General features: G+C 67.8%; 20 protein-coding genes. 10 read left to right on the forward strand and 10 right to left on the reverse strand.

Features of this window, described 5'->3' with window-relative positions; genetic code table 11:
* Nucleotides 1-5 precede the first annotated feature (5 nt).
* From PPZ50_RS15325 to PPZ50_RS15335, 3 genes are all read left to right on the forward strand, one after another.
* The gene (locus PPZ50_RS15325; RefSeq protein ID WP_272815446.1) at nucleotides 6-419 is read left to right on the forward strand and encodes a MucR family transcriptional regulator; all 414 of its coding nucleotides are present in this window, start codon (nucleotides 6-8) and stop codon (nucleotides 417-419) included.
* A gap of 89 nt (nucleotides 420-508) precedes the next feature.
* Nucleotides 509-931 carry a Fur family transcriptional regulator gene (locus PPZ50_RS15330; RefSeq protein ID WP_066689351.1) on the forward strand — a complete coding sequence of 141 codons (423 nt, stop codon included), beginning with the start codon at nucleotides 509-511 and terminating at the stop codon, nucleotides 929-931.
* Nucleotides 932-936: 5 nt separating this feature from the next.
* A complete protein-coding gene (locus PPZ50_RS15335; RefSeq protein ID WP_272815447.1) occupies nucleotides 937-1,671 on the forward strand; it encodes a lysophospholipid acyltransferase family protein in 735 nt (244 codons plus the stop codon).
* 488 nt (nucleotides 1,672-2,159) lie between these two features.
* On the opposite strand, the gene PPZ50_RS15340 is transcribed toward PPZ50_RS15335, so the two are convergent.
* Together PPZ50_RS15340 and PPZ50_RS15345 are read right to left on the reverse strand one after the other, a co-directional pair.
* The gene (locus tag PPZ50_RS15340) at nucleotides 2,160-3,092 is read right to left on the reverse strand and encodes a Gfo/Idh/MocA family protein (RefSeq protein ID WP_272815448.1); all 933 of its coding nucleotides are present in this window, start codon (nucleotides 3,090-3,092) and stop codon (nucleotides 2,160-2,162) included.
* Between the two features lie 60 nt (nucleotides 3,093-3,152).
* The gene (locus PPZ50_RS15345) at nucleotides 3,153-3,908 is read right to left on the reverse strand and encodes a competence/damage-inducible protein A (protein WP_272815449.1); all 756 of its coding nucleotides are present in this window, start codon (nucleotides 3,906-3,908) and stop codon (nucleotides 3,153-3,155) included.
* Nucleotides 3,909-3,971: 63 nt separating this feature from the next.
* Between PPZ50_RS15345 and map the strand changes: the two genes are divergently transcribed.
* Nucleotides 3,972-4,799 carry a type I methionyl aminopeptidase gene (gene map, locus PPZ50_RS15350; protein ID WP_272815450.1) on the forward strand — a complete coding sequence of 276 codons (828 nt, stop codon included), beginning with the start codon at nucleotides 3,972-3,974 and terminating at the stop codon, nucleotides 4,797-4,799.
* A 14-nt stretch (nucleotides 4,800-4,813) separates the two neighbouring features.
* Here map and PPZ50_RS15355 read toward each other — a convergent pair whose 3' ends face one another.
* On the reverse strand, nucleotides 4,814-5,182 hold the full coding sequence (locus PPZ50_RS15355) for a DUF3592 domain-containing protein (protein ID WP_272815451.1): 369 nt from the start codon (nucleotides 5,180-5,182) through the stop codon (nucleotides 4,814-4,816).
* 184 nt (nucleotides 5,183-5,366) lie between these two features.
* Between PPZ50_RS15355 and PPZ50_RS15360 the strand changes: the two genes are divergently transcribed.
* The 3 genes from PPZ50_RS15360 (at nucleotide 5,367) to PPZ50_RS15370 (ending at nucleotide 8,638) form a co-directional block, all read left to right on the forward strand.
* On the forward strand, nucleotides 5,367-5,705 hold the full coding sequence (locus tag PPZ50_RS15360; RefSeq protein WP_055759592.1) for a P-II family nitrogen regulator: 339 nt from the start codon (nucleotides 5,367-5,369) through the stop codon (nucleotides 5,703-5,705).
* 90 nt (nucleotides 5,706-5,795) lie between these two features.
* Nucleotides 5,796-7,208, forward strand: coding sequence for a type I glutamate--ammonia ligase (glnA, locus tag PPZ50_RS15365; RefSeq protein WP_066689345.1), 1,413 nt, complete (start codon nucleotides 5,796-5,798; stop codon nucleotides 7,206-7,208).
* A 479-nt stretch (nucleotides 7,209-7,687) separates the two neighbouring features.
* The gene (locus PPZ50_RS15370; RefSeq protein ID WP_066689343.1) at nucleotides 7,688-8,638 is read left to right on the forward strand and encodes a purple acid phosphatase family protein; all 951 of its coding nucleotides are present in this window, start codon (nucleotides 7,688-7,690) and stop codon (nucleotides 8,636-8,638) included.
* Here PPZ50_RS15370 and PPZ50_RS15375 read toward each other — a convergent pair.
* The 4 genes from PPZ50_RS15375 to PPZ50_RS15390 are packed head-to-tail and all read right to left on the reverse strand — an operon-like array spanning nucleotide 8,628 to nucleotide 16,499.
* Entirely contained in the window at nucleotides 8,628-10,076 is a 1,449-nt protein-coding gene (locus tag PPZ50_RS15375; protein WP_272815452.1) for a short-chain fatty acid transporter, read from the reverse strand. The two genes, PPZ50_RS15370 and PPZ50_RS15375, sit on opposite strands and share 11 nt — an antisense overlap.
* A gap of 47 nt (nucleotides 10,077-10,123) precedes the next feature.
* A complete protein-coding gene (locus PPZ50_RS15380; RefSeq protein WP_198158507.1) occupies nucleotides 10,124-14,284 on the reverse strand; it encodes a translocation/assembly module TamB domain-containing protein in 4,161 nt (1,386 codons plus the stop codon).
* Nucleotides 14,281-16,218, reverse strand: a complete 1,938-nt coding sequence (locus PPZ50_RS15385; protein ID WP_420794418.1) for an autotransporter assembly complex protein TamA — start codon at nucleotides 16,216-16,218, stop codon at nucleotides 14,281-14,283. The genes PPZ50_RS15380 and PPZ50_RS15385 overlap by 4 nt, the downstream gene beginning before the upstream one ends.
* Nucleotides 16,219-16,274: 56 nt before the next feature.
* Nucleotides 16,275-16,499: a hypothetical protein gene (locus PPZ50_RS15390; protein ID WP_066689337.1), complete on the reverse strand. Its 225-nt coding sequence runs from the start codon at nucleotides 16,497-16,499 to the stop codon at nucleotides 16,275-16,277.
* Between the two features lie 169 nt (nucleotides 16,500-16,668).
* On the opposite strand from PPZ50_RS15390, the gene PPZ50_RS15395 reads away from it, so the two are divergent.
* Nucleotides 16,669-16,845 carry a hypothetical protein gene (locus tag PPZ50_RS15395; protein WP_164523844.1) on the forward strand — a complete coding sequence of 59 codons (177 nt, stop codon included), beginning with the start codon at nucleotides 16,669-16,671 and terminating at the stop codon, nucleotides 16,843-16,845.
* Between the two features lie 5 nt (nucleotides 16,846-16,850).
* Here PPZ50_RS15395 and PPZ50_RS15400 read toward each other — a convergent pair whose 3' ends face one another.
* Complete coding sequence (locus tag PPZ50_RS15400; RefSeq protein ID WP_066689335.1) at nucleotides 16,851-17,465, reverse strand: S24 family peptidase; 615 nt, start codon at nucleotides 17,463-17,465, stop codon at nucleotides 16,851-16,853.
* A 96-nt stretch (nucleotides 17,466-17,561) separates the two neighbouring features.
* Between PPZ50_RS15400 and PPZ50_RS15405 the strand changes: the two genes are divergently transcribed.
* Together PPZ50_RS15405 and PPZ50_RS15410 are read left to right on the forward strand one after the other, a co-directional pair.
* Nucleotides 17,562-17,747: a hypothetical protein gene (locus tag PPZ50_RS15405; protein ID WP_066689333.1), complete on the forward strand. Its 186-nt coding sequence runs from the start codon at nucleotides 17,562-17,564 to the stop codon at nucleotides 17,745-17,747.
* Nucleotides 17,744-18,043 (forward strand): hypothetical protein, encoded by a 300-nt coding sequence (locus PPZ50_RS15410; RefSeq protein WP_066689330.1) that lies wholly within the window; start codon nucleotides 17,744-17,746, stop codon nucleotides 18,041-18,043. Before PPZ50_RS15405 ends, PPZ50_RS15410 begins: the two co-directional genes overlap by 4 nt.
* Nucleotides 18,044-18,047: 4 nt before the next feature.
* On the opposite strand, the gene PPZ50_RS15415 is transcribed toward PPZ50_RS15410, so the two are convergent.
* A complete protein-coding gene (locus PPZ50_RS15415) occupies nucleotides 18,048-18,791 on the reverse strand; it encodes a hypothetical protein (protein ID WP_066689328.1) in 744 nt (247 codons plus the stop codon).
* Complete coding sequence (locus PPZ50_RS15420) at nucleotides 18,788-20,029, reverse strand: TIGR04063 family PEP-CTERM/XrtA system glycosyltransferase (protein WP_272815453.1); 1,242 nt, start codon at nucleotides 20,027-20,029, stop codon at nucleotides 18,788-18,790. Before PPZ50_RS15420 ends, PPZ50_RS15415 begins: the two co-directional genes overlap by 4 nt.
* Between the last annotated feature and the right edge of the window lie 42 nt (nucleotides 20,030-20,071).

Raw genomic sequence — 20,071 nt, forward strand, 5'->3', positions numbered from 1 at the left:
AAGATATGGAAATGGACGCGGAGCGTGACGGCACGCTGATCGCATTGACCGCGGATATCGTCGCGGCACATGTCGGAAACAACAATATCGATGTCGCGGACATCCCGACGCTGATCCACAGCGTCCATGGTGCGCTCGCCAAGCTCGGTTCGCCGGCCGAGGCGCCCGCACCGCGCGCGGAACCGGCGGTGCCGGTGCGCTCGTCGGTCAAGCCCGACTATATCGTCTGTCTGGAGGACGGGCGGAAGCTCAAGATGCTCAAGCGGCATCTGATGACCCATTACAACCTGACGCCCGAGCAATATCGCGCGAAGTGGAACCTGCCGGCCGACTATCCGATGGTCGCGCCCAACTATGCCGAACAGCGTCGCTCGCTCGCCAAGCAGATCGGCCTGGGTACGCAACGGCGCAGCGCCTGATCCGGGCGGCACGCGTTTAGCGGCTTTCGCTGGCGCGCCCGGCACGCTAGAACGGCGCGCAACTCTCCCGTCTGGACGTACAGGAATTCATGCCCCGCAAGATCGATCTCGAAGCGCTGTGTCACCAAAAGGGGCTGCGGATCACCGAACAGCGCCGCGTCATCGCGCGCGTCCTGTCCGAAGCCGACGACCATCCCGATGTCGAAAAGGTGTATGAACGCGCATCGGCGATCGATCCGGGCATCTCGATCGCGACCGTGTATCGCACCGTGCGCCTGTTCGAAGAGGCGGGCATCCTCGACCGTCACGATTTCGGCGACGGCCGCGCGCGCTACGAACCCTCGCCCGAGGCGCATCACGATCACCTGATCGATGTGGAGAGCGGCCGGGTGATCGAATTCGTCGATCCGGAACTGGAACTGCTGCAGAAACAAATTGCCGAACGCCTGGGCTTCCGTCTCGTCGACCACCGCATGGAACTCTACGGCGTCAGCCTCGACCGCAAGGATTGACGCGCATGCCCCTGCCCGCGCGGCTGCGGTTGATCGCACGGGCGGGCGGCATGCTGGCGGCGCTGGTCGTCTATCTGATCCTGCACGGCAGTTGGCGGGCATTGCGCCTGCGCTCGCCATGGCCGCCGCGCTTTCTGGGGCGGATCGCTTCGGTCGTCGGGGTCAGGACCACCGTCATCGGGTCGCCGGCGCCGCGCGACGTGCTCTACCTCGCCAATCATCAAAGCTGGATCGACATTCTCGCCATTGCCGGGGCGAGCGGGAGTGCGTTCGTCGCCAAGGGCGAGTTGCGTGACGCGCCGCTGGTCGGGTGGCTGTGCACGCTGAACCACACCCTCTTTGTCGATCGCGGCGACCGGCTGGGCGTGGCGCGGCAGATCGATACGCTGCGCCAGGCGCTGCTGGCCGACCATCCGGTGACGGTGTTTCCCGAAGGGACGACCAGCGCGCCGGGCGAATTGCTGCCGTTCAAGGCGGCGTTGCTGGGTGCGATCGACCCGCCGCCGCCGGGCCTCAGGGTACAGCCGGTCTATCTCGACTATGGCGACGCGCGGGACGTCGCGTGGCTGGGTGACGAGCCGGGCACGACGAATGCTGCGAGGGTGCTGGCACGGCCGGGGCGGATCGCGCTGACGATCCATTTCCTCGAACCGTTCGATCCGGCGGGCATGGGACGCAAGGCGGTCGCGGCAAGGGCGCGGGATGCGATCGCGGCGGCGATGCGTCAGGGAAGAACGTAAGCGATTGGCGCTCCGTCCCGGTCGGTCGCTGGACGAAATCGCAACGATCGCAGGCGACTGCAGATCGATTTGGCACTATCGTCCGACTGCACCTGACCGTTTACCGTGCAATTTCCAACGCGCCCATCGGGGTTCACGACGAAACGAATACGGTGCGGTGGTGATACGGCCAGCACCGATTGCAGCGTCTGCTCCGCTACCTCGCTCGATGGCAGAACCCGTGGTGGTGTCACGTGAACATCGCCACGCCACGCAATGCGGGGATATATCGACGCGTCGGAAAGCGGCACATCGAATAGCTCTAAATCTTCCACACATTTGCAGACGTATCGATACCGCCAGTCGAACGTCACCGAGTAGACGAGCCAATTCGTCAGCAGGGCAAGGGCCAAAGCTGCCAAACGGCTCAGCGCCGTTGGCGCGGCAGACGAGGCCCCGGTATCAGCCATCGACCCGAAGTGTGTCACGCCGAACTGGCAATGCCAACCCTACTCGCTGAACTCCCCGACCGTCACCCGCCGCCCCAACAGGAAGGCGTCGTTGACGTGCACGAACGGCGACAGATCGACGTCGCTCACCCGGTCGCGCAGGCATTCGGCGAAACGGCGATACAGGCGAGCATATTCGGGCTCGTCACCAACATCGACCGGCGTGCCATCGACCGCCATCTGCGACGCGCCCATCGACAGCTTCAGGTTGCCGTCATCGGTTTCGACATCGACGTCCCAGGTCTGCGGCCCCGTCTGGTCGAAGTCGAATTCGACGCGGACCGGCACGCCCGCCGTGTCGGTGAAGTCGAGATCGGCGGCGATCGGCGCGTCGCGGTTCGAGGGAAAGCGTAGCTCCGCCGCATCGAGCAGCAGCGGGCGCGGCAGGATGCGGGTGATGACCGACAGCGCGTTGATCCCCGGATCGAACACACCGATGCCCGGCTCCCAGATCCATGCCTGTCCCGGATGCCAGACGCGCACGTCCTCCTTCCAATTGACCGCGACGCGGCGGATATTGCGGGTGGCCAGCCATTGCCGCGCCGGTTCGACCGCCGCTGCCTCGCGCGAATGCCAAGTCGCGAACAGCACCTTGCCGGCCTGTTCGGCGGCGCGGGCGAACGCCTGCGCTTCGGACAGGGTGGCGGCGGGCGGCTTTTCGATCATCACGTCGAGCCCGTGGTCGAGCGCCTGTTGGATCAGCGACAGGCGTCCGCGCGGCGGCGTGCAGATCGAGATCGCCTGCACATCGGGCATCGCCGCCATCATCTCGTCGATGGTCTTGAACCCCGGCACACCATCGGGCGCGGCATGGCCGGTGACGGCGGCGACGAGCTCGAAATCCGGGCTGGCGGCGATGTGCGGGATATGCTGGTCGCGCGCGATCTTGCCGATGCCGGCCAACGCAATGCGGGTCGGGGAAGCCAACGTCATTCTCTCCTGCCGATTATTTGTCCGACTTATCAAGCCGGCCGCAACCTAGCAAGCGGCGTATCAGATTCCGCCGGCGACCGGATCGTGACCGGCAGAGCGCAGGCGGTCGGTCAAGTCCGCAAGGCAGGCATCGACCAACACCGGATCGGTCGCGCGGACGACGAAGTTCGCGCCGGTGCGGCCTTCGCGAAAGAAGGGGTAGCTGCCGATCGCCACGCCATCATGCGCGCGTTCGACCTCGCCCAGCATCCCGGCCACCTCGCTCTCGCCCACCCAGCAGCCGAGCGTCCCGGAGACGACCGGCCGACCGCCCTCCATCGTGCCGGTCAGGCTGTCGAGCATCGCCGCGGCGATATGCGGCACGCCCGCCATGACGAAGATATTCGCGATATGAATGCCCGGCGCGCCCGACATCCGGTTCTCGATCAGCTCGCCGCCTTGCGGAACCCGCGCCATGCGCAGCCGCGCGTCGGTCAGCCCGCCACGCGTTGCGTAATAGGCTTCGAGGATCGCCCGCGCGCGGGGATGCACGACGACCGGCACGCCCAGCGCCGCCGCGATCGAATCGACGGTGATGTCGTCATGGGTCGGGCCGATCCCGCCGGTGGTGAAGAGATAATCGTTGCGCGCCCGCAGCGTGTTCACCGCCTCGACGATCGCATCCTCCCGGTCGGCAACCACCCGAACCTCGGACAGGCGGATGCCCTGCACGTTCAGCCAGGTCGCCAGCTGCGACACATTCTTGTCCTGCGTCCGGCCGGAGAGAATCTCATCCCCGATGACGAGCAGGGCGGCGGTCCAGATGCGATCGGTCATGCCCTTCGCATAGCGCGGGCACGCGCCCTCGCCTAGCGCCCGATCCTTGCCTATATGGGCACGATGACCGACTATCAGACCGTCACCGCCGATATGCCGCTGGCCCGGACCGGCGCGATCAAGCTGCACGATGCCACCGGGTTCGAAGGGATGCGCCGCGCCGGCCGCCTCGCCGCGCACATCCTCGATGAAATCACCCCGCATGTCGTGCCGGGCGTCACCACCGCCGAGCTGGATGCGATCATCTATCGCCTGATGCGCGAGGGCGGCGCGGTGCCCGCCACGCTCGGCTATCGCGGCTATGCCCATTCGACCTGCATCTCGATCAACCATGTGGTTTGTCATGGCATCCCGTCGGACCGGGCGCTGAAGGACGGCGACATCGCCAATATCGACGTGACGCCGCTGCTGGACGGCTGGCATGGCGACAGCAGCCGCACCTATCTGGTCGGCAACGTGCCGATCAAGGCCCGCAAGCTGGTCGACGTGACCTATGAATGCCTGATGCTCGGCATCGAACAGGCGAAGCCCGGCAACCGGATGGGCGATGTCGCGCACGCGATCCAGCGCCATGCCGAAGCGCATCGCTACGGCGTGGTCCGCGACTTCTGCGGTCACGGCCTGGGCCAGCTGTTCCACGACGCGCCGGAAGTGATCCATGCCGGCCGCCCCGGCACCGGTCCGGAACTGCGGCCCGGCATGTTCTTCACCATCGAACCGATGATCAATATCGGCCGCCCCGACGTGAAGATGCTGGAGGATGGCTGGACGGCGGTGACGCGCGACCGGTCGCTGTCGGCGCAGTTCGAGCATTCGATCGGGATTACCGAGGATGGGTGCGAGATCTTCACGCTCAGCCCCAAGGGGTTTACGAAGCCGCCGTACGGGTAAGTAGGGCGCCGGCCTTATCGCCTTCGCGACAGCCACCCGCCCAGCACGAACCCTACGCCCAGCACGACCGACGCGATCACGCCTGCCCAGACGCTGCCGATCGCGTCGATCGCCGGGCTGATCCGTGGTCGTCGCGGATCGTAGCGCACCGCTATGCGGTCACCTGTGGCGTAGCCGCCGATCCATCCATTGCCGGGAAAGGTCACGACGACGCCGTCCGCCGTCGCGAACCGTATGACCGGGTGGCTTCCGCCATAGGGCGTTGCCATTACCTCGCCGATGGTCACCGATGTGTCGCGAAGGTAGCGGCGCACGGCGACTGCCTGCACTGCCGCAGCCGTCAGAAGCGCGATACCCAGTACGACGAACAGCTTCGCACGCATGTCCTGCCTCCGTCACGGCTGCCCGAAAAACCGGCACCCTGCCCCTTCTGCGGGCAATATCGACAGCTTCGACCGAATGCTCGATGATCGTATCCAAGGCGAATCGCCGGTTGGCACGGTAATTGTTTAACGGGATGCAAACGACCCGTCCGGGTCGTCACGTCCGAGGGGATCGGCAGGGCGCATGAAGAAGATCGAGGCCATCATCAAGCCGTTCAAGCTGGATGAGGTAAAGGAAGCGCTGCACGAGGTTGGCGTGAGCGGGATCACCGTGACCGAGGCCAAGGGCTTCGGTCGGCAGAAGGGCCATACCGAACTGTATCGCGGCGCGGAATATGTCGTCGATTTCCTGCCCAAGGTGAAGCTGGAAGTGGTGGTCGAGGACGGCCTGGCCGAGCGCGTCGTGGAGGCGATCGCCGCGGCGGCACAGACCGGCCGCATCGGCGACGGAAAGATTTTCGTCATTCCGGTCGAGACCGCCTTGCGCATCCGCACGGGTGAGCGCAACGACGACGCGATCTGACGCAACGCAGCATTATTTCGAATCACGGGGCGTTCCGGGGCGATTGATTGCGCCGGAGCGTGGGGTTTAAATCAGAAAGGGCAGTTTCCGATGGCTACTACCGCCAGCACCATCCTGAAGCGGATCAAGGAAGAAGAGATCGAGTGGATCGACCTGCGCTTCACCGATCCCAAGGGCAAGTGGCAGCACCTGACCATGGTCGCGTCGATCCTGGGCGAGGACGAGCTGACCGACGGCCTGATGTTCGACGGTTCGTCGATCGAGGGCTGGAAGGCGATCAACGAATCCGACATGGTGCTCAAGCCCGATCTTGACGCGGTCTATACCGACCCGTTCTCGGCCACCCCGATGCTGGTCATCTTCTGCGACGTGGTCGAGCCGTCGACCGGCGAACTCTATGCCCGCGACCCGCGTTCGACCGCGAAGCGCGCCGAGGCGTATCTGAAGACCACCGGCATCGGCGACACCGTCTATGTCGGGCCGGAAGCCGAATTCTTCATGTTCGACGACGTGCGGTTCGAAAACAGCTATTCGACCAGCTATTACAAGATCGACGACATCGAACTGCCGGGCAATTCGGGTCGCGAATATGAAGCCGGCAACATGGGCCACCGCCCGCGTGCCAAGGGCGGTTACTTCCCCGTCGCCCCCGTCGATAGCGCCGTCGACATTCGTGGCGAAATGGTCACGACGATGCTCGAAATGGGCCTGCCCTGCGACAAGCATCACCACGAAGTCGCCGCCGCGCAGCACGAACTGGGCCTGACCTTCGGCACGCTGACCACGACCGCCGATCGCATGCAGATCTACAAATATGTCGTGCACCAGGTCGCCCATGCCTATGGCAAGACCGCGACGTTCATGCCGAAGCCGATCAAGGAAGATAACGGCTCGGGCATGCACACCCACTTCTCGATCTGGAACGGTGGTTCGCCGCTGTTCGCCGGCGACGGCTATGCCGGCCTGTCGGACATGTGCCTGTATTTCATCGGCGGCATCATTAAGCATGCCAAGTCGGTGAACGCCTTCACCAACCCGACGACCAACAGCTACAAGCGCCTGGTCCCGGGTTACGAAGCGCCGGTGCTGCTCGCCTATTCGGCGCGCAACCGGTCGGCATCGTGCCGCATCCCGTACGGCACCGGTCCGAAGTCGAAGCGCGTCGAAGTCCGCTTCCCCGACGCGATGGCCAACCCCTATCTCGCCTATGCGGCGCTGATGATGGCTGGTCTCGACGGCATCCAGAACAAGATCCATCCGGGCGAAGCGATGGACAAGAACCTGTACGACCTGCCGCCGGCAGAACTCGCCCAGGTCCCGACCGTGTGCGGCAGCTTGCGCGAAGCGCTCGACAGCCTCGAAGCCGATATGGACTATCTGCTGAAGGGCGACGTGTTCTCGAAGGACCAGATCGAAGCCTATATCGAGATCAAGCGCGGCGAAGTGGCGCGGTGGGAAATGACCCCCAGCCCGGTCGAATATGACATGTACTACAGCGCCTGAGGTTGCCGTGCCGGCAACCGGTGGCACGCAAGCGTGCCACCGGCGCTGTCGGCCGGCCTCGCCTTACGGCGAGGACCGACGGCGTGGCTTCGCCACGTCGCGCTGATGGATAAGAGGCGTCGGGCGCATGCTCCGGCGCCTTTTTCCATTGTCCGATCTGCCACGCGTCACGCTCGCCGAAGAAGAAGCGGGACCCCGGATCAAGTCCGGGGTGACGATGGACGATGGCTTTCGATAACCGCAAACGCCCCCTAACCGCGCGCACCGGCTCGCCCGCCCCACCCACCAACGTCATCCCAGCGAAGGCTGGGAATCTCCCGGTACGAGCCCACCGCAGGAGCCGCGAGAGGCCCCAGCCTTCGCTGGGGTGACGGGCTGATTGTGAAGGGGATTAGGCGATCCCCCCTCACCCTCACCGCCACACAATCGTCACATCGCCATGCTCCAAGGCCCGCATTCGCCCGTCAACAGGAACGCCCATGACCGTCATCCTCGACCGCCGCACGTTGCTCGGCGGGTTCGCCATCGGCGCGGCCAGCCTGGGCGTCACGCCGTCGCGCGCGCGGAGTGCGAACCGCGCGACCTTCGCCGTCCTCGGCGACTGGGGGCGCGATACCCCCGAACAGCATCATGTCGCCGCCGCGATGGGCCGTACCGCCGCAACAGCACAGGCCGATTTCGTGCTGGCGATCGGGGACAATTTCTACACCGACGGCGTCGCGTCGGTAGACGATCCGCTGTGGCAGTCGGTGTTCGAGGGCGTCTATACCCACCCGGCGTTGCAGGTGCCGTGGTATGCGCTGCTCGGCAATCACGACTATCGCGGCAACCCGCAGGCGCAGATCGATTATGCCGCGCGCAGCAAGCGGTGGCGGATGCCGGCGCGCTATTATCAGGTCGCCGATGCGGCGCTGGTCCGCGCCGACGCCGATCTGTTCGCGATCGATACCTCGCCCTTCGTCGAACGCTATCGCAGCAACGACGGCGTGATCGGCAGCAACACGCGGTCCCAGGATACGAAACAGCAGCTGGCATGGCTCGACCATGCGCTGTCGCAGTCGCGTGCCAAGTGGAAGATCGTGACCGGCCACCACCCGATCCGATCCGGCGGCAGCGGCCATGGCGACCAGCCGGAGATCATCGCGCAGGTGCTGCCGATCCTGAACCGCCACGGCGTGCAGGCCTATATCGCGGGCCATGACCACGACCTTCAGCATATCCGTCGCGACGGGATCGACATGATCCAGTGCGGCGGCGGCATGGAGGCACGACCGGTGCAGCCAGTCGAGGGCACCCGCTTCTGCCGCGCCGCCGCCGGCTTCGGCATGGTGCAGATCGCGGGGGACCTGTTGTCGTTCGACCTGCGCGACGAACGCGGCGCCAGCCTCTACAACGCGTCGATCCCGGTCCGCGCCCGCGCTACGGCATGACCGGCGGGGTGTAGGGCAGCGTAAACGCCAGCGCCCAGAGCAGGAACAGCACCAGCGGCAGGTGGACGATCAGCTGCAGGAAGCTGAACCCGACAATGTCGCGCGCCTTCAGCCCGAGAATGCCCAGCAAGGGCAGCATCCAGAACGGATTGATGAGGTTCGGCAGCGCCTCCGACGCATTGTAGATCTGCACCGCCCAGCCGAGATGGACCTGCAGGTCGTTCGCCGCCTGCATCACATAGGGCGCCTCCAGCAACCACTTGCCGCCGCCCGAGGGGATGAAGAAGCCGAGGATCGCCGAATAGACGCCCATGGTGATCGGGAAGGTCTCGGCGGTGTTCAGCGACACGAAGGCATGGGCGATGACGTCGGACAGGGTCGATCCGTCGGCGCTCCTGGCGGTCGTCATCATCGCGGCGATCGCGGCATAGAAAGGGTATTGGATCAGGATGCCCGCCGTCGCCGGCACCGACCGGGCGAGCGCGTTCAGGAAGCGTTTGGGCCGCCAGTGCAGCACCAGCCCCGCCATCAGGAACAGGAAGTTGTAGGTGTTGAGGTTGGAGATGGCGATCATCCACGGTTGCCGCGCGAACTCCTGCACCAGCCATCCGGCCGCCAGCAGCCCGATCAGCACGGTCAGCAGCGGCGCATGTTCCAGCCATTCGCCGGGCTGGGTCCGCGGCGGCAGTGCGTCGTCCTCGCGTGCCGGATCGATCCCCATGTCCTGCGCGGTCACCGCGCTGTCGCGACCGGGGGCGGAAGCGACCGCGATCACCGTCGACACCACGACCAGGATCGCGGCGATCAGCATCGATTGCCACAGGAAGATCGTCTGGCTGAACGGGATGACGCCGGTGATCGGCAGCAGCCCCGGTGGCAGGCTGGCCGGGTTCGCCTGTAGCTGCGCTGACGACGACGACAGTCCCATCGCCCAGGTCGCGCCGAGGCCGAGATAGGCCGCCGCCCCGCCTGCGCGGTAATCCATGCGCAACTCGGTCCGCCGCGCCACTGCACGGGTGAGCAGGCCGCCGAAGATCAGGCTCAAGCCCCAGCTGAGCAGCGAGGACAGCATCGTAGCGATGGCGATCAGCCCGATTGCGCCGCGTCCGCTCTTCGGGATCAGCGCCAGCCGATCGATCAGCCGCTGCATCGGCGCGGAGGTCGCGACGACATAGCCGCCGATGGCGACGAACACCATCTGCATGGTGAACGGGATCAGCGTCCAGAAGCCGTCACCGAAGCTCTTCGCAACCGACGCCACCGGCGCGCCATTGGCCAGCACCGCCGCGGCGACGACGACCACCGCCAACGCGACGAACACGAAGGCATCGGGAAACCAGCGTTCGGCCCATTCGGTGAAGCGCAGGGCGATCCGGGCAAGGCGGCCATCGGTGGCGGGGGCGGCGGCGGTCATCGGCGTCTCCGGTGGTTCGGACATTATACGAACCGCCCGGCCAATCGTTGCGCAGCCGGTTCGACCGCGGGTCAATAATCGCGGGAGATGCGGACGTTGGTGCTCTGCCGACCGATGGTGGAGATCGACGCCAGCAGCGACAGCCAGCGCGTGACCTGAAACTCGATCCGGGTGGCGGAATAGCCCTGCCCGTCGGTCACGATCTCCGCATAGAAACGCCGCGTCAGATATTTGCCGGCAGCGACCGAGGTCCCCTGTCCGGTCTGCGGGTCGGCGGGCAGGATGCGCAGGCGATCGAGGCCGGCGGCACGACGCACCGCGTTGATCGGGTTCAGCCCGCCCTCGCCATTCTGGAGCGCGGCGACGGCGGCTGCCAGCTGCAACGCCTCCGGTGCCGACAGGTTGGTGATCGAGGTGCCGAACAGCAGGCGGGACAGCAATTCGTCCTCAGGCAGCGCCGGCACGCTCTGGAAACTTATTTCCGGACGCGTGGCAGTGCCGGCAACACGAATGGTCGCGTTCAACCCCTGCGTATCGGCATTGGCGACGATGTCGAGCGCGGGGTCGGCCGGGCTTTCGCCGTTGAATCGCAACGCCCCGCGATCAAGCTGAAACTCCCGCCCGGCAAATTCATAATCGCCGCGGACCAGATCGGCGCGACCGTTGATGATCGGATTGGTCGGTTCGCCGGTGATGGCGAGGTCGGCGGACCATTCGCTGGTGAGACCCAGGCCGGTGACGATCAGGCCGCCGGGCGCACGGGCGCGCAGGTCGAGCTTCCACGGCACCACCGCCGCGCTCGCCTCGTCATCGCCGTCGGGGCGGTTGATCTCGCGGATGTTGAGGCGGGGGATCGGCGCGGTGGCGGTCGCGCGGCCGAGGCGATAGCGGCTGCCATCCATCCGGACCTCGCCCGAGATGGTGCCGCCCGCGCCGTCGCTGCGCACGCGGATCGGACCGGTGACGGTTGCCCCAATCGAGTCGGTATTGATGAGCCGCGCGCGGTCGGCGGTGAGCGACAGGTCGATGCCGAAGCCGCGCACCGCGGCGAATTCGAACGCGCCGGTGCCGGTCACCCGCCCCTGCCGACCGTCATTCGCCGCGAAGCGATCGATCACCAGCCGCGATCCGTCGAAGCGCCCCTGCGCCTCCACGCCGGTCAGCACGGTGCCGGTGATCGCGCTTTCGATGCGCGCGCCGCTGGAACGGAGCACGCCCCGGATGCGTGGGTCGTTCAGTCGGCCGGTCACGTCGGCGCCGACCGATACCGGGCCGGACAGGTCGAACAATTCGATGCCGGTCAGTCGCCATAGCGTGTCCGCCGGGCCGCCATAGCGTAGCTGCGCGAAGAGCGGCGCATTGCCCAGCCGGGTGGCGAGATCGCCCTGCCCCAACGGCGCGAGGCGTGCCTGCGCCCGGCCGATCGTCCTGCCGCCGCTGGCCATTACCGCACGCACGCCGGCGCGGTTCGCGTCGAGCACTGCCGCCACGCCGACGTCGATCGGCGTCGACGACAGCACCAGCCCCGACCGGCTCAAGCCCCGGATGGTCAGGTCGACCCGGCCGCTGGGGGTATCGCCGCGCGTGGCATAGGCGATCTTGCCCGACGCGCTGCCGCTCAGCCCCAGCCCCGGATAGCCGATGTCGAGCACCGCCAGCGGCATGCGCGTCACGTCCAGCGCCAGTTCGGTCGTGTCCGGCCCGACCGCGCCACCGACCGTCGCCGTGCCGCCGGCAAAGCTGAACCGGGTCGGTGCCAGCCGCCAGCCATCGCCTTCGCGCCGGACCACCGCCGGGGTTTCGAGCTTCAACGGCCGGCGGTCCAGCGTGCCCTGCGCGCTGATGCGATATTCGTCGGCGGTGACCTGGGTCACGCTCTGGATCGAGAAGGCGCGACCGCGCGAGCCGGCGATGGCGGCGCGGACTTCGCCGACGCCGTCGACCAGCTTCGCGCTGCCCGCCAGCCGCGGGATCGACAACTGGCCACGCCGGAACCCTTGCGCGGTCATCGTCGCGTCGAGCGTGGTGCCGCCATCCGCGAGCAGTACGCCCGCCTCAAGCCGGGCGCGCCGCACCGATCCGGCGACGCCGAGGCGCGCGCGCGTGGCGTCGAGCGCGATGTCGATCCGCTGGTCGCTGCCCTGCGGCGCGAAGTCGATCGTGCCGGCAATGCCGCCGCCATCGACGTTCAGCCGGCCAAGGAACCCTTCCGCGACGATGTCGACGCCACCGGTGGCGCGGGTGCCGCTGACCTCCAGTTCGTCGACCGCGATGCGTGCGGTGCCGCCGCTCGGCAACAGGATACGGCCGTTGGCGGTGAACGGCCCGAGCCGCGAGTTGCCCTGGGCACGATAGGCGAAGCCTTCCGCCGTCGGATCGAGATGGGCGACGACATTCGCCAGTCCCAGCGTGGCGTTGGGCGAGGCGAAGCGCAGGTCGAGCGTAGGCTTGGAGATATTGCCGTCGAGGACCAGCTGCACCGGGCCATAGGTCACCTGCCGTCCGCTGCCTTCGAAATGGAAGGTGCCGTCGCGGCGACGATAGCCGATGCCGGTCAGCGTCAGGCCGGGTGACGTGAGCCGCAACCCGCGCAGATAGAGGATGCCGTCATTGCCGCGCTCCAGCCCGGTCTCGATCCGGGGCAACCCTTGCGTCAGCGAGCGGAAGAAGCCGTTGTCGAGCCGGCGGACCTGCGCCATGCCGCGGCCGACGATCCGCGTGCCGCCGCCGGGGATCGGCACCGCCGTCAGCCGGGTCTGCACATCGACCAGCCCCAGTCCCGGAATCAGATAGCGTTGCAGTGCGCCGCTGATCCCGACCTCGTAGCGGCCGGTTGTCAGGTCGAGCGTCAGCATGATCCGCCCGTTAAGTTTGTCGGAGCGGACGATCAGGTCGTTGCCGACCAGCGTCCGGGCATCGACCGCGAGCTTGCCGGTCACCGACAGGTTGCGCAGGATACCGCCCGCAACATCGCCGACCCCGGTCACGCGCGCCGCCGCCAGCCGGATCGGCACGATCACCGGCGCCTTGGAAAAACGTCCCTGCCCGGCAGCCACCACCTGTTCGAACCCGGTCTGATCGAACGCCAGTCGGGCCGCACGCAGGCGATAGTCGAAGCGCGCAGTCGAGAATTCGCCGTCGAGGATCGCGCGCAGTTCGATGTCGCGCCCGGTCATGTTCGGGAACATCGCCGCCGGACGCAGCAGCCGTGCGCGCAGCCGCAGGTCGCGGAACGCGCTGGTGCCGAGATCGACGATGCCGTCCGCTTCCATCGCCAGCGCAGCGCTGCGCAACGCCAGCACGCCGTCGATGCGGCGGTCGGCGAAGGTCGCGCTGCCGGTCACGCGGACTTGGCGGGCGGTCAACCGCTGGAGCTTGCCCTGCAATAGCGATGACGGGGCGAGCGTCCCGCCCAGCGTATAGCGACCGGCGCGTACACCCAGCGTCAGGTCGACGATCCGCGCACGACCGGCATCGGCGACCGCCCGCCCGTCCCATGCCGACCAGCGCCCGTCGCCCGATATCTCGACCGACAACGGGCGGCGAATACCGCTGGCCGTCGCGAGCAGCCCGTCGCCCGCCCCGCGGGCACGAACGTCGACGTCGAACCGGTCGCGATCCGGTTCGGCGTCGAGGCGCAGGCGCAACCGGTCGCTGGCGGCGATATCGAGCGCGAGGTCGACCAGCGCCCGGCCCGAGCGGACATCCGCCTGCCCGGCCAGCTTGCCGATCCGCGGCGTGCCGGTGACCGCCTTGGCCAGTTCCAGCCGCTCGACGCTCAGCCGGCCGATGCGAATGTCGAAGCTCGGCAGGATCGGCGTCTTGCGCCCGGTCGGCGTCGGCTGCGGCAGTTTGGCAAGGATCGCGCGCGGAATGGTCAGGCTGTTGATCGACAGCCGGTTCGACACGAATTCCCACGGCCGCCAGTCGAGTTCGGCCAGCGGTGCGCGCAGGATCAGGCCCTTGGAATCATAGATCCGCACGTCGATCAGCCGTGCGCGGGTATAGATCGACCCGTCGATCCGCCCGATGCGATAGCGCAGGCCGTTGGCGGGCTTCATCGTCGCGATGCGGTTCGCGATCAGCCGGTGGCCGGGACCGGTGTCGATCAGCACCAGCAGCCCGGCGATCAGGACGATGATCGCCAACACCAGCTGCGCCAGCCGCCGGCCCCAGCCGATACGGCGCTTCGCCACGACCGGCGGCGACGCTGCGACGGGTTCGTCGGTCAAAATGCCTGCCCCAGTGAGACATAGACCGCGACGCGCGGGTCGCCACGCTGCGGGTTGATCGGCGTCCCGACATCGACGCGGATCGGACCGAAATTGCTGTAATAGCGCACGCCGACCCCGGCGCCGTAGCGCATGCCGGTGAAGCGCGGCAGCGTCGAGGTATAGATGTTGCCGGCATCGAGGAACGGCACGACGCCGAAATTGCCGAACGCCTTGACCCGCGCCTCCAGCGAGAATTCGGCAAGGCTGCGGCCGCCGATCGGATCGTTGTTGGGATCGCGCGGACCGATATCCTGAAAGCCATAGCCGCGCACCGACGCGCCGCCGCCGGCATAGAAGCGCCGCGACGGCGCCACCGCATCGCGCGGCGCGCCGAGGATCGACCCGATCCGGGTACGCGCCGCCAGCACGACCCGGCCGGTGATCGGACGATACACGCTCGCATCGATCTGCGCACGGGTATAGCCGAACACATTGCCCTGCAGCGACAATTCGGGGCTGATCCGCCCGCCCAGGCGGAAGCCGCGCGTCGGGTTGAGCAGGTCGTCCGAGCCGTCATAGTTGAGGCTGCTGGGCAAGGCGCCGATGAAATAGGTGCGGCGGCGCGGTTCGCCGGTCGCGACGATCACGTCGCGTTCGTCGGTCGCGACCAGTTCCCCGCCCAGCGACCAGGTCCAGGTCTTTTGGAAGAAGATGTTGGTCTGTCGCTCGAGGCTGCCCGACAGCGACAGCGTGTTCGCCTCGAACGCGTTGCGCACCAGGTGGGTCGCCGCCATCTGCGCGGTCAGCACCCGGTCGCGACCATGGAAATTGTTGCGGCGGAAGGTGACCGCCGCCACCTGTTCGAGGGTGCCGATCACGCCGCGCAGCGTCAGCGCGCCTTCGGGCGGGAACAGGTTGCGATGGGTCCAGCTCGCCTCGACCCGCGCGCCTTCGCCGGTGCCATAGCCGATTTCGCCGGCGATGGTGCGCGGCGGCGCCGGCTCCATCGCGAGGTCGAGGTCGACCGTGCCCGGCGCCTGTCCCTCGACCGGGGTCAGCCGCACCTGCGAGACGAGGCTGGTCTGCACGATCGCGCGGCGCAGATCGTCGACCAGCGCCGAATCATAGGTTTCGCCGGGCTTGAACCGGGCGATGTTCTGCGCATGATCGCCATCGAAGATGCGGTTGGGCCGGGCGACGATCCGCCCGAACCGCCGCTCGCCGCCCGGCTGCACGTCGACCTCGATCGTCGCGGTGCGGGTCGCATGGTCGACGGTGATCTGCGGATCGCCGACCTTGGCGAAGGGAAAGCCTTCGCGCCCGATCGTCGTCTCCAGCTTTTCCTGCGCCGCAACCACCGTGTCGCCCTGTACCGGTGCTTCGGGTTTGAGGCCGAATGCCGTGCGCAGGTCGCCGGCCTTCTCGCCCGCCGCCGCAATACCTGGCGTGCGGACCTGCGCGAAGCGGTAGAGCTGGCCCGGCTCCACCTCCAGATACACGATCAGCCGGTCGCCTTCGGGCCGGACGCTGGTCGCGATGCGGGCGTCGAAATAGCCTTCGTTGCGCAGCAGGTCGTCGAGCAGCCGGGCATCCTCGCGCGCGCGGCGGTCGATCTGCGCCGCGTTCGACGGTTCGCCTTCGTTCGCGCGCAACGTCGAGAGTTCGTTGAACCGCTGGCGGAACAGGTCGTTGTTGATCTCGTCAATGCCGGTGATGCGGTAATTATAGCGATATTCGCCGCCGGCACGCTGCGGCCCGGTGGCGAGCGTCGGGTCGGTCGGCGCGGTCGACAGATCGGGCCAGGCGACGCCGATATCGGGCAGGTCGGTCAGCGGCGCATTCGGATCGAGCGGGGTTTCCTGCGCGGCCGGCGGGGTCTGCGCGAACGCCATCGGACCCGCAAAAGCGAGCCATCCGGCGCTCAACAGCACGGCTAGCCGGCAGCTCGACATCGTTTCGTCCTAGACCGGCAGGGCACTTGCCGCCAAGGGCAAACCGGCCCGAAACGTCAGTGAATCGTGCCCCAGGCGCCCGGCTGCTCCAGCAGCGTGACGAGCCGCGCGACCTGTCGCCAGCGGCAGAATTGGACGACATTGTCCCGGTTGCGGGCCTGACCGGCACGGGCGGCGGCTTCCTCCGCGGCGACCGGGCCGTATTCGGCCATCAATTGCTGTGCGATACCCACGTCGGAAAGGTCGGCGATGTAGGGCGGCAGCGGTGCAGGGTCGAGCATGGCATCCCGTGGTTCATGGATCGTGCCGGAAGCGAACCGACCGCCTTCCCCGCCGCCTTTGATCGTTAACGGCCGCCGCGCAATCCCGGATCGGCACGCCACCCTGTCCCGATGCGACACAGGCGGGACGGGAGTGGCGCGCGGCCGTCGACTATGGCAAGCGACGGGGATGAACAAGACACCGCATACTCCGAAGGCCGGCGGAATGCCGATCGCGCTGGGCGTGATGGGCGGCGCGATCATCGGCGCGGTGTTCGGCGAAGCGACAATGGGGCTGCTGATCGGCCTTGCGCTCGGCATCGCGATCGCCGTCGCCATCTGGCAGCTGGACCGGCCGAAGCCGTGATCCGCCTATAGCGCGCGCGACAGCCACACGACGCGTCCGACGATATCGGGCGTGCCGTCGACCCGGATCGGGGCATAGGCCGGATTGTCGCTGACCAGTTCGACCCCGTTCGGCACCCGCGCCAGCCGCTTGACCAGCAACACCCCGTCATGGCGCACGACATGGATCGCCCCCGACACGCCGCGCCGGTCGCCGCCATCGACCAGGATGGTGTCGCCATCCGCCAGCGTCGGCAGCATCGAATCGCCTGCGACCGCGATCACCGACGCCTGTCCCGGGCGCACCCGCAACTGGCGTAGCAGCGCGCCGTCGATCCGCATCGCGCCGTCGCCGCGATCGTCATCCACCAGCCCACCCGGCCCCGCCGACGCCAGTGCGTCGACTCGTGGCACGGCGACCAGTTCGCGCGCCTCCGGGCCGCCCAGCGCCGCCTCCGACACGCCTAGGTAGCGCGCCAGCGTCGCCCGGTCGCCCTCCGACAATCGGCGGGGCGAACCGCGTTCGATGAACTGCTGCATATAGGCCGGATTGCGCCCCAACAGGCGCGACAATTCGGACAGGCTGGCCCCGCGTTCCGCCGCGACCCGCGCGATCGTCGCGCGGACATCGTCCATTTCCATCGCCGTCCTCCTTGTAGGAATTTTCCTAGACATGTTGGATTCCAAGGAACAGATCAAGAACATTGTCGAGTCGAGGGAGCGGACGGGAGGTTATGGATGCACACCATATTGCAGCGAATCAGCCGGCATCTGCAGGAAACGGGAACGCCCGAAACGCTGTTCGGGCGGCGCGCGGCGGGCGATCCGCGACTGGTGGGCGACCTGCGCAACGGGCGACAGCCGCGCCCGCCGCTGATCGCCCGGATCGAGGCCTATATCGACCGGCAGGAGCGTTCGCAGTGAGCCGGGGGCCGGACGTCACGACCCTGCTCGAACGGCGGCTGCGCATTGCGGCCGAAGCGGCGGGGATCGCGATCGAGATCGTCGCATCGGCGGCGACGCCTTGGGCGAGTGCCACGTTCAACGGGGCGCGGCACCACCTGACGCTGATCGGCGACGGGGCTGGATTCGCCCCATGGCTGGCGAACTTGCCCGAAGCGGACCTGCCGCTACGCGGACATCTGGTCGCCGACCTGGTCGTCACGAGCGCGGCCGAACGGACGGCAACGATCGACATACTCAGCGTCGAGGAACGCTGACCCCCTACTCGCCCCGCGCCATGCGGCGCAGCGCCCCCAGTGCCAAAGCGAGGCCGGCATTGGGGGCATCCGCATCGGGATCGCCCCGTTCCCCACGCCGACGCTGCAACCCGTGGTCGAGCCGGTCGATCAACGCCGACAGGCTGGGCGCAGGTTCGGCGGATCGGGCTTGCGGTTCCACCGGCGAGGGGGGAACGGGTTCGCTCTCCGCCACCGGTTCGGGTTCGGGCTCGGGTTCGGCGGCCGGACGGAACAGCGGGCGAACGGTCGGCGGTGGGGCGGCCGGCACCATCGGCAGCGCGTCCGGGTCGAACATCGCCATCGGCGTGTTCAGGTCGCGCGGCAGGGCGACCTCCGGCTCGGCCGGCGCGACCGGATCGAGGAACGGCTGACCCAGATCGCGCACGGCGCGGACCGGCGGGCGCGGCGGGGCGTCGGGATGGGCATCGGCGCGGCGGACGCTGGGCGGCGCTTCCTCTTCGACCGCTTCCGCCGATGGCAGCGCGACCGGGCCGCGATCGAGCAGGCGCAGCGCGATCCAGACCGGGACCGCAACCGCCAGCCCTGAAAGAAGCATCAGCGCCGCGCGCGCCGTTATGCCCAGCGGCGGCTCCGCGATCGACAGGAAGGCGGGCAGCCCGGTTTCGGACACCACCGTTTCGATCCGCCACATCGGTACGAAGGCGATGGCGATCGCGACGGCCAGCCCGACCAGCGTGGCGACCGTCAGGGGCAGTGCGCGGTTCATGCGTCCACCATCGATGCATCGCCGACCACCGCGCCCGGTCGCCGTGCGGCGATGAGGCGCTGGTAGAGCGGCTGATAGCGCGCGACGTTCGACGCCCAGTTGCGCTCCGCCTCGACAAAGGCGCGGCCGCGGTCGCGCATCGCGTCCCAGCCGGAGCGGTCGGCGAGCAGCGCGGCGACGCGCGACGCCAGCGCGGCGGGATCGTCGGGTGCGAACAGCGTGCCGGTATCGCCGTCGCGGATCAGTTCGCGATGGCCGCCGACGTCGGACGCAGCGACCAGCCGGCGCTGTGCCATGGCTTCGAGGGGTTTGAGCGGGGTGACGAGATCGGTCAGCCGCATCGCCTTGCGCGGATAGACCAGCAGGTCGACGAGGCCATAATAGCGTTCGACCTCCTGATGCGGCACGCGGCCGATGAAATGGATGGCGTGCGCGACGCTCGACGCCGCCGCCTGGGCGCGCAAGGCCGCTTCCATCGGGCCGCCACCGACCATCAGCAGCCGGACGTTCGGCCGCGCCGCAACCAGTGCCGGCATGGCGGCGATCAGCGTGTCGAGCCCTTCATAATCGTAGAAGCTGCCGAGATAGCCCAGCACCTCCTTGCCGGCCAAGCCGAGTTCGGCGGCGAGCGCGGTGTCGGGCGGGGGCGGATCGCCGAACAGGGTCAGGTCGACTCCGTTGGGCGACACCATGATCTTGCCCGCGTCGATCCCCCGCGCGACCAGATCGCGGCGCAGTCCTTCGCAGATCACCGCGACGCCATCGGCGCGGCGCACGGCCCAGGTTTCGAGCGCGCGAGTCGCACGGTAGCGGGCGGAGCCTTCGGTGCCGGTGCCGTTGCCGACCGCGGCGTCTTCCCAGAAGGCGCGGATTTCGTAGACGAGGGGCAGCTTGCGCCGGCGGGCGACGCGCAACGCGGCGAGCGCGTCGAGCACCGGCGAATGAGCGTGGAGGATGTCGGGGCGAAACTGGTCGACGACCCGGTCGATCGATGCGGAAAAGGCGCGGATTTCCGCCAGTTCGCCGAGTGGCGCCGGCAGCTGGCGGGGCGGCACGGTGCGGTGGAAATCGATGCCGTCCACCGTTTCCTGCGCGACCGCCGTCACGCCCTGCCGCGCGCCGGTGACGGCGGCGACCTGCCACCCGCGCGCCATCTGCGCCGTCAGGATCGCCCGCGTGCGGAACGTATATCCGCTGTGCAGGGGCAGGCCATGGTCGAGGATGTGAAGGACTCGCATGCCAACCTCCTGCCACGACAGGGTTAAAGGAGACGTAACGCC

Source organism: Sphingomonas hankookensis (assembly GCF_028551275.1).
Taxonomy (GTDB): Bacteria; Pseudomonadota; Alphaproteobacteria; order Sphingomonadales; family Sphingomonadaceae; genus Sphingomonas; species Sphingomonas hankookensis_A.

Coding starts and splice junctions, on each gene's coding strand:
- PPZ50_RS15335 (WP_272815447.1), top strand. CDS start 937: ATGCCCCTGCCCGCGCGGCTGCGGTTGATCGCACGGGCGGGCGGCATG.
- PPZ50_RS15345 (WP_272815449.1), bottom strand. CDS start 3,908: ATGACCGATCGCATCTGGACCGCCGCCCTGCTCGTCATCGGGGATGAG.
- PPZ50_RS15390 (WP_066689337.1), bottom strand. CDS start 16,499: ATGCTCGACCCTGCACCGCTGCCGCCCTACATCGCCGACCTTTCCGAC.
- PPZ50_RS15405 (WP_066689333.1), top strand. CDS start 17,562: ATGCACACCATATTGCAGCGAATCAGCCGGCATCTGCAGGAAACGGGA.
- PPZ50_RS15395 (WP_164523844.1), top strand. CDS start 16,669: ATGAACAAGACACCGCATACTCCGAAGGCCGGCGGAATGCCGATCGCG.
- PPZ50_RS15420 (WP_272815453.1), bottom strand. CDS start 20,029: ATGCGAGTCCTTCACATCCTCGACCATGGCCTGCCCCTGCACAGCGGA.
- PPZ50_RS15330 (WP_066689351.1), top strand. CDS start 509: ATGCCCCGCAAGATCGATCTCGAAGCGCTGTGTCACCAAAAGGGGCTG.
- PPZ50_RS15340 (WP_272815448.1), bottom strand. CDS start 3,092: ATGACGTTGGCTTCCCCGACCCGCATTGCGTTGGCCGGCATCGGCAAG.
- PPZ50_RS15370 (WP_066689343.1), top strand. CDS start 7,688: ATGACCGTCATCCTCGACCGCCGCACGTTGCTCGGCGGGTTCGCCATC.
- PPZ50_RS15360 (WP_055759592.1), top strand. CDS start 5,367: ATGAAGAAGATCGAGGCCATCATCAAGCCGTTCAAGCTGGATGAGGTA.
- PPZ50_RS15385 (WP_420794418.1), bottom strand. CDS start 16,218: ATGTCGAGCTGCCGGCTAGCCGTGCTGTTGAGCGCCGGATGGCTCGCT.
- glnA (WP_066689345.1), top strand. CDS start 5,796: ATGGCTACTACCGCCAGCACCATCCTGAAGCGGATCAAGGAAGAAGAG.
- map (WP_272815450.1), top strand. CDS start 3,972: ATGACCGACTATCAGACCGTCACCGCCGATATGCCGCTGGCCCGGACC.
- PPZ50_RS15400 (WP_066689335.1), bottom strand. CDS start 17,465: ATGGAAATGGACGATGTCCGCGCGACGATCGCGCGGGTCGCGGCGGAA.
- PPZ50_RS15415 (WP_066689328.1), bottom strand. CDS start 18,791: ATGAACCGCGCACTGCCCCTGACGGTCGCCACGCTGGTCGGGCTGGCC.
- PPZ50_RS15375 (WP_272815452.1), bottom strand. CDS start 10,076: ATGTCCGAACCACCGGAGACGCCGATGACCGCCGCCGCCCCCGCCACC.
- PPZ50_RS15325 (WP_272815446.1), top strand. CDS start 6: ATGGAAATGGACGCGGAGCGTGACGGCACGCTGATCGCATTGACCGCG.
- PPZ50_RS15355 (WP_272815451.1), bottom strand. CDS start 5,182: ATGCGTGCGAAGCTGTTCGTCGTACTGGGTATCGCGCTTCTGACGGCT.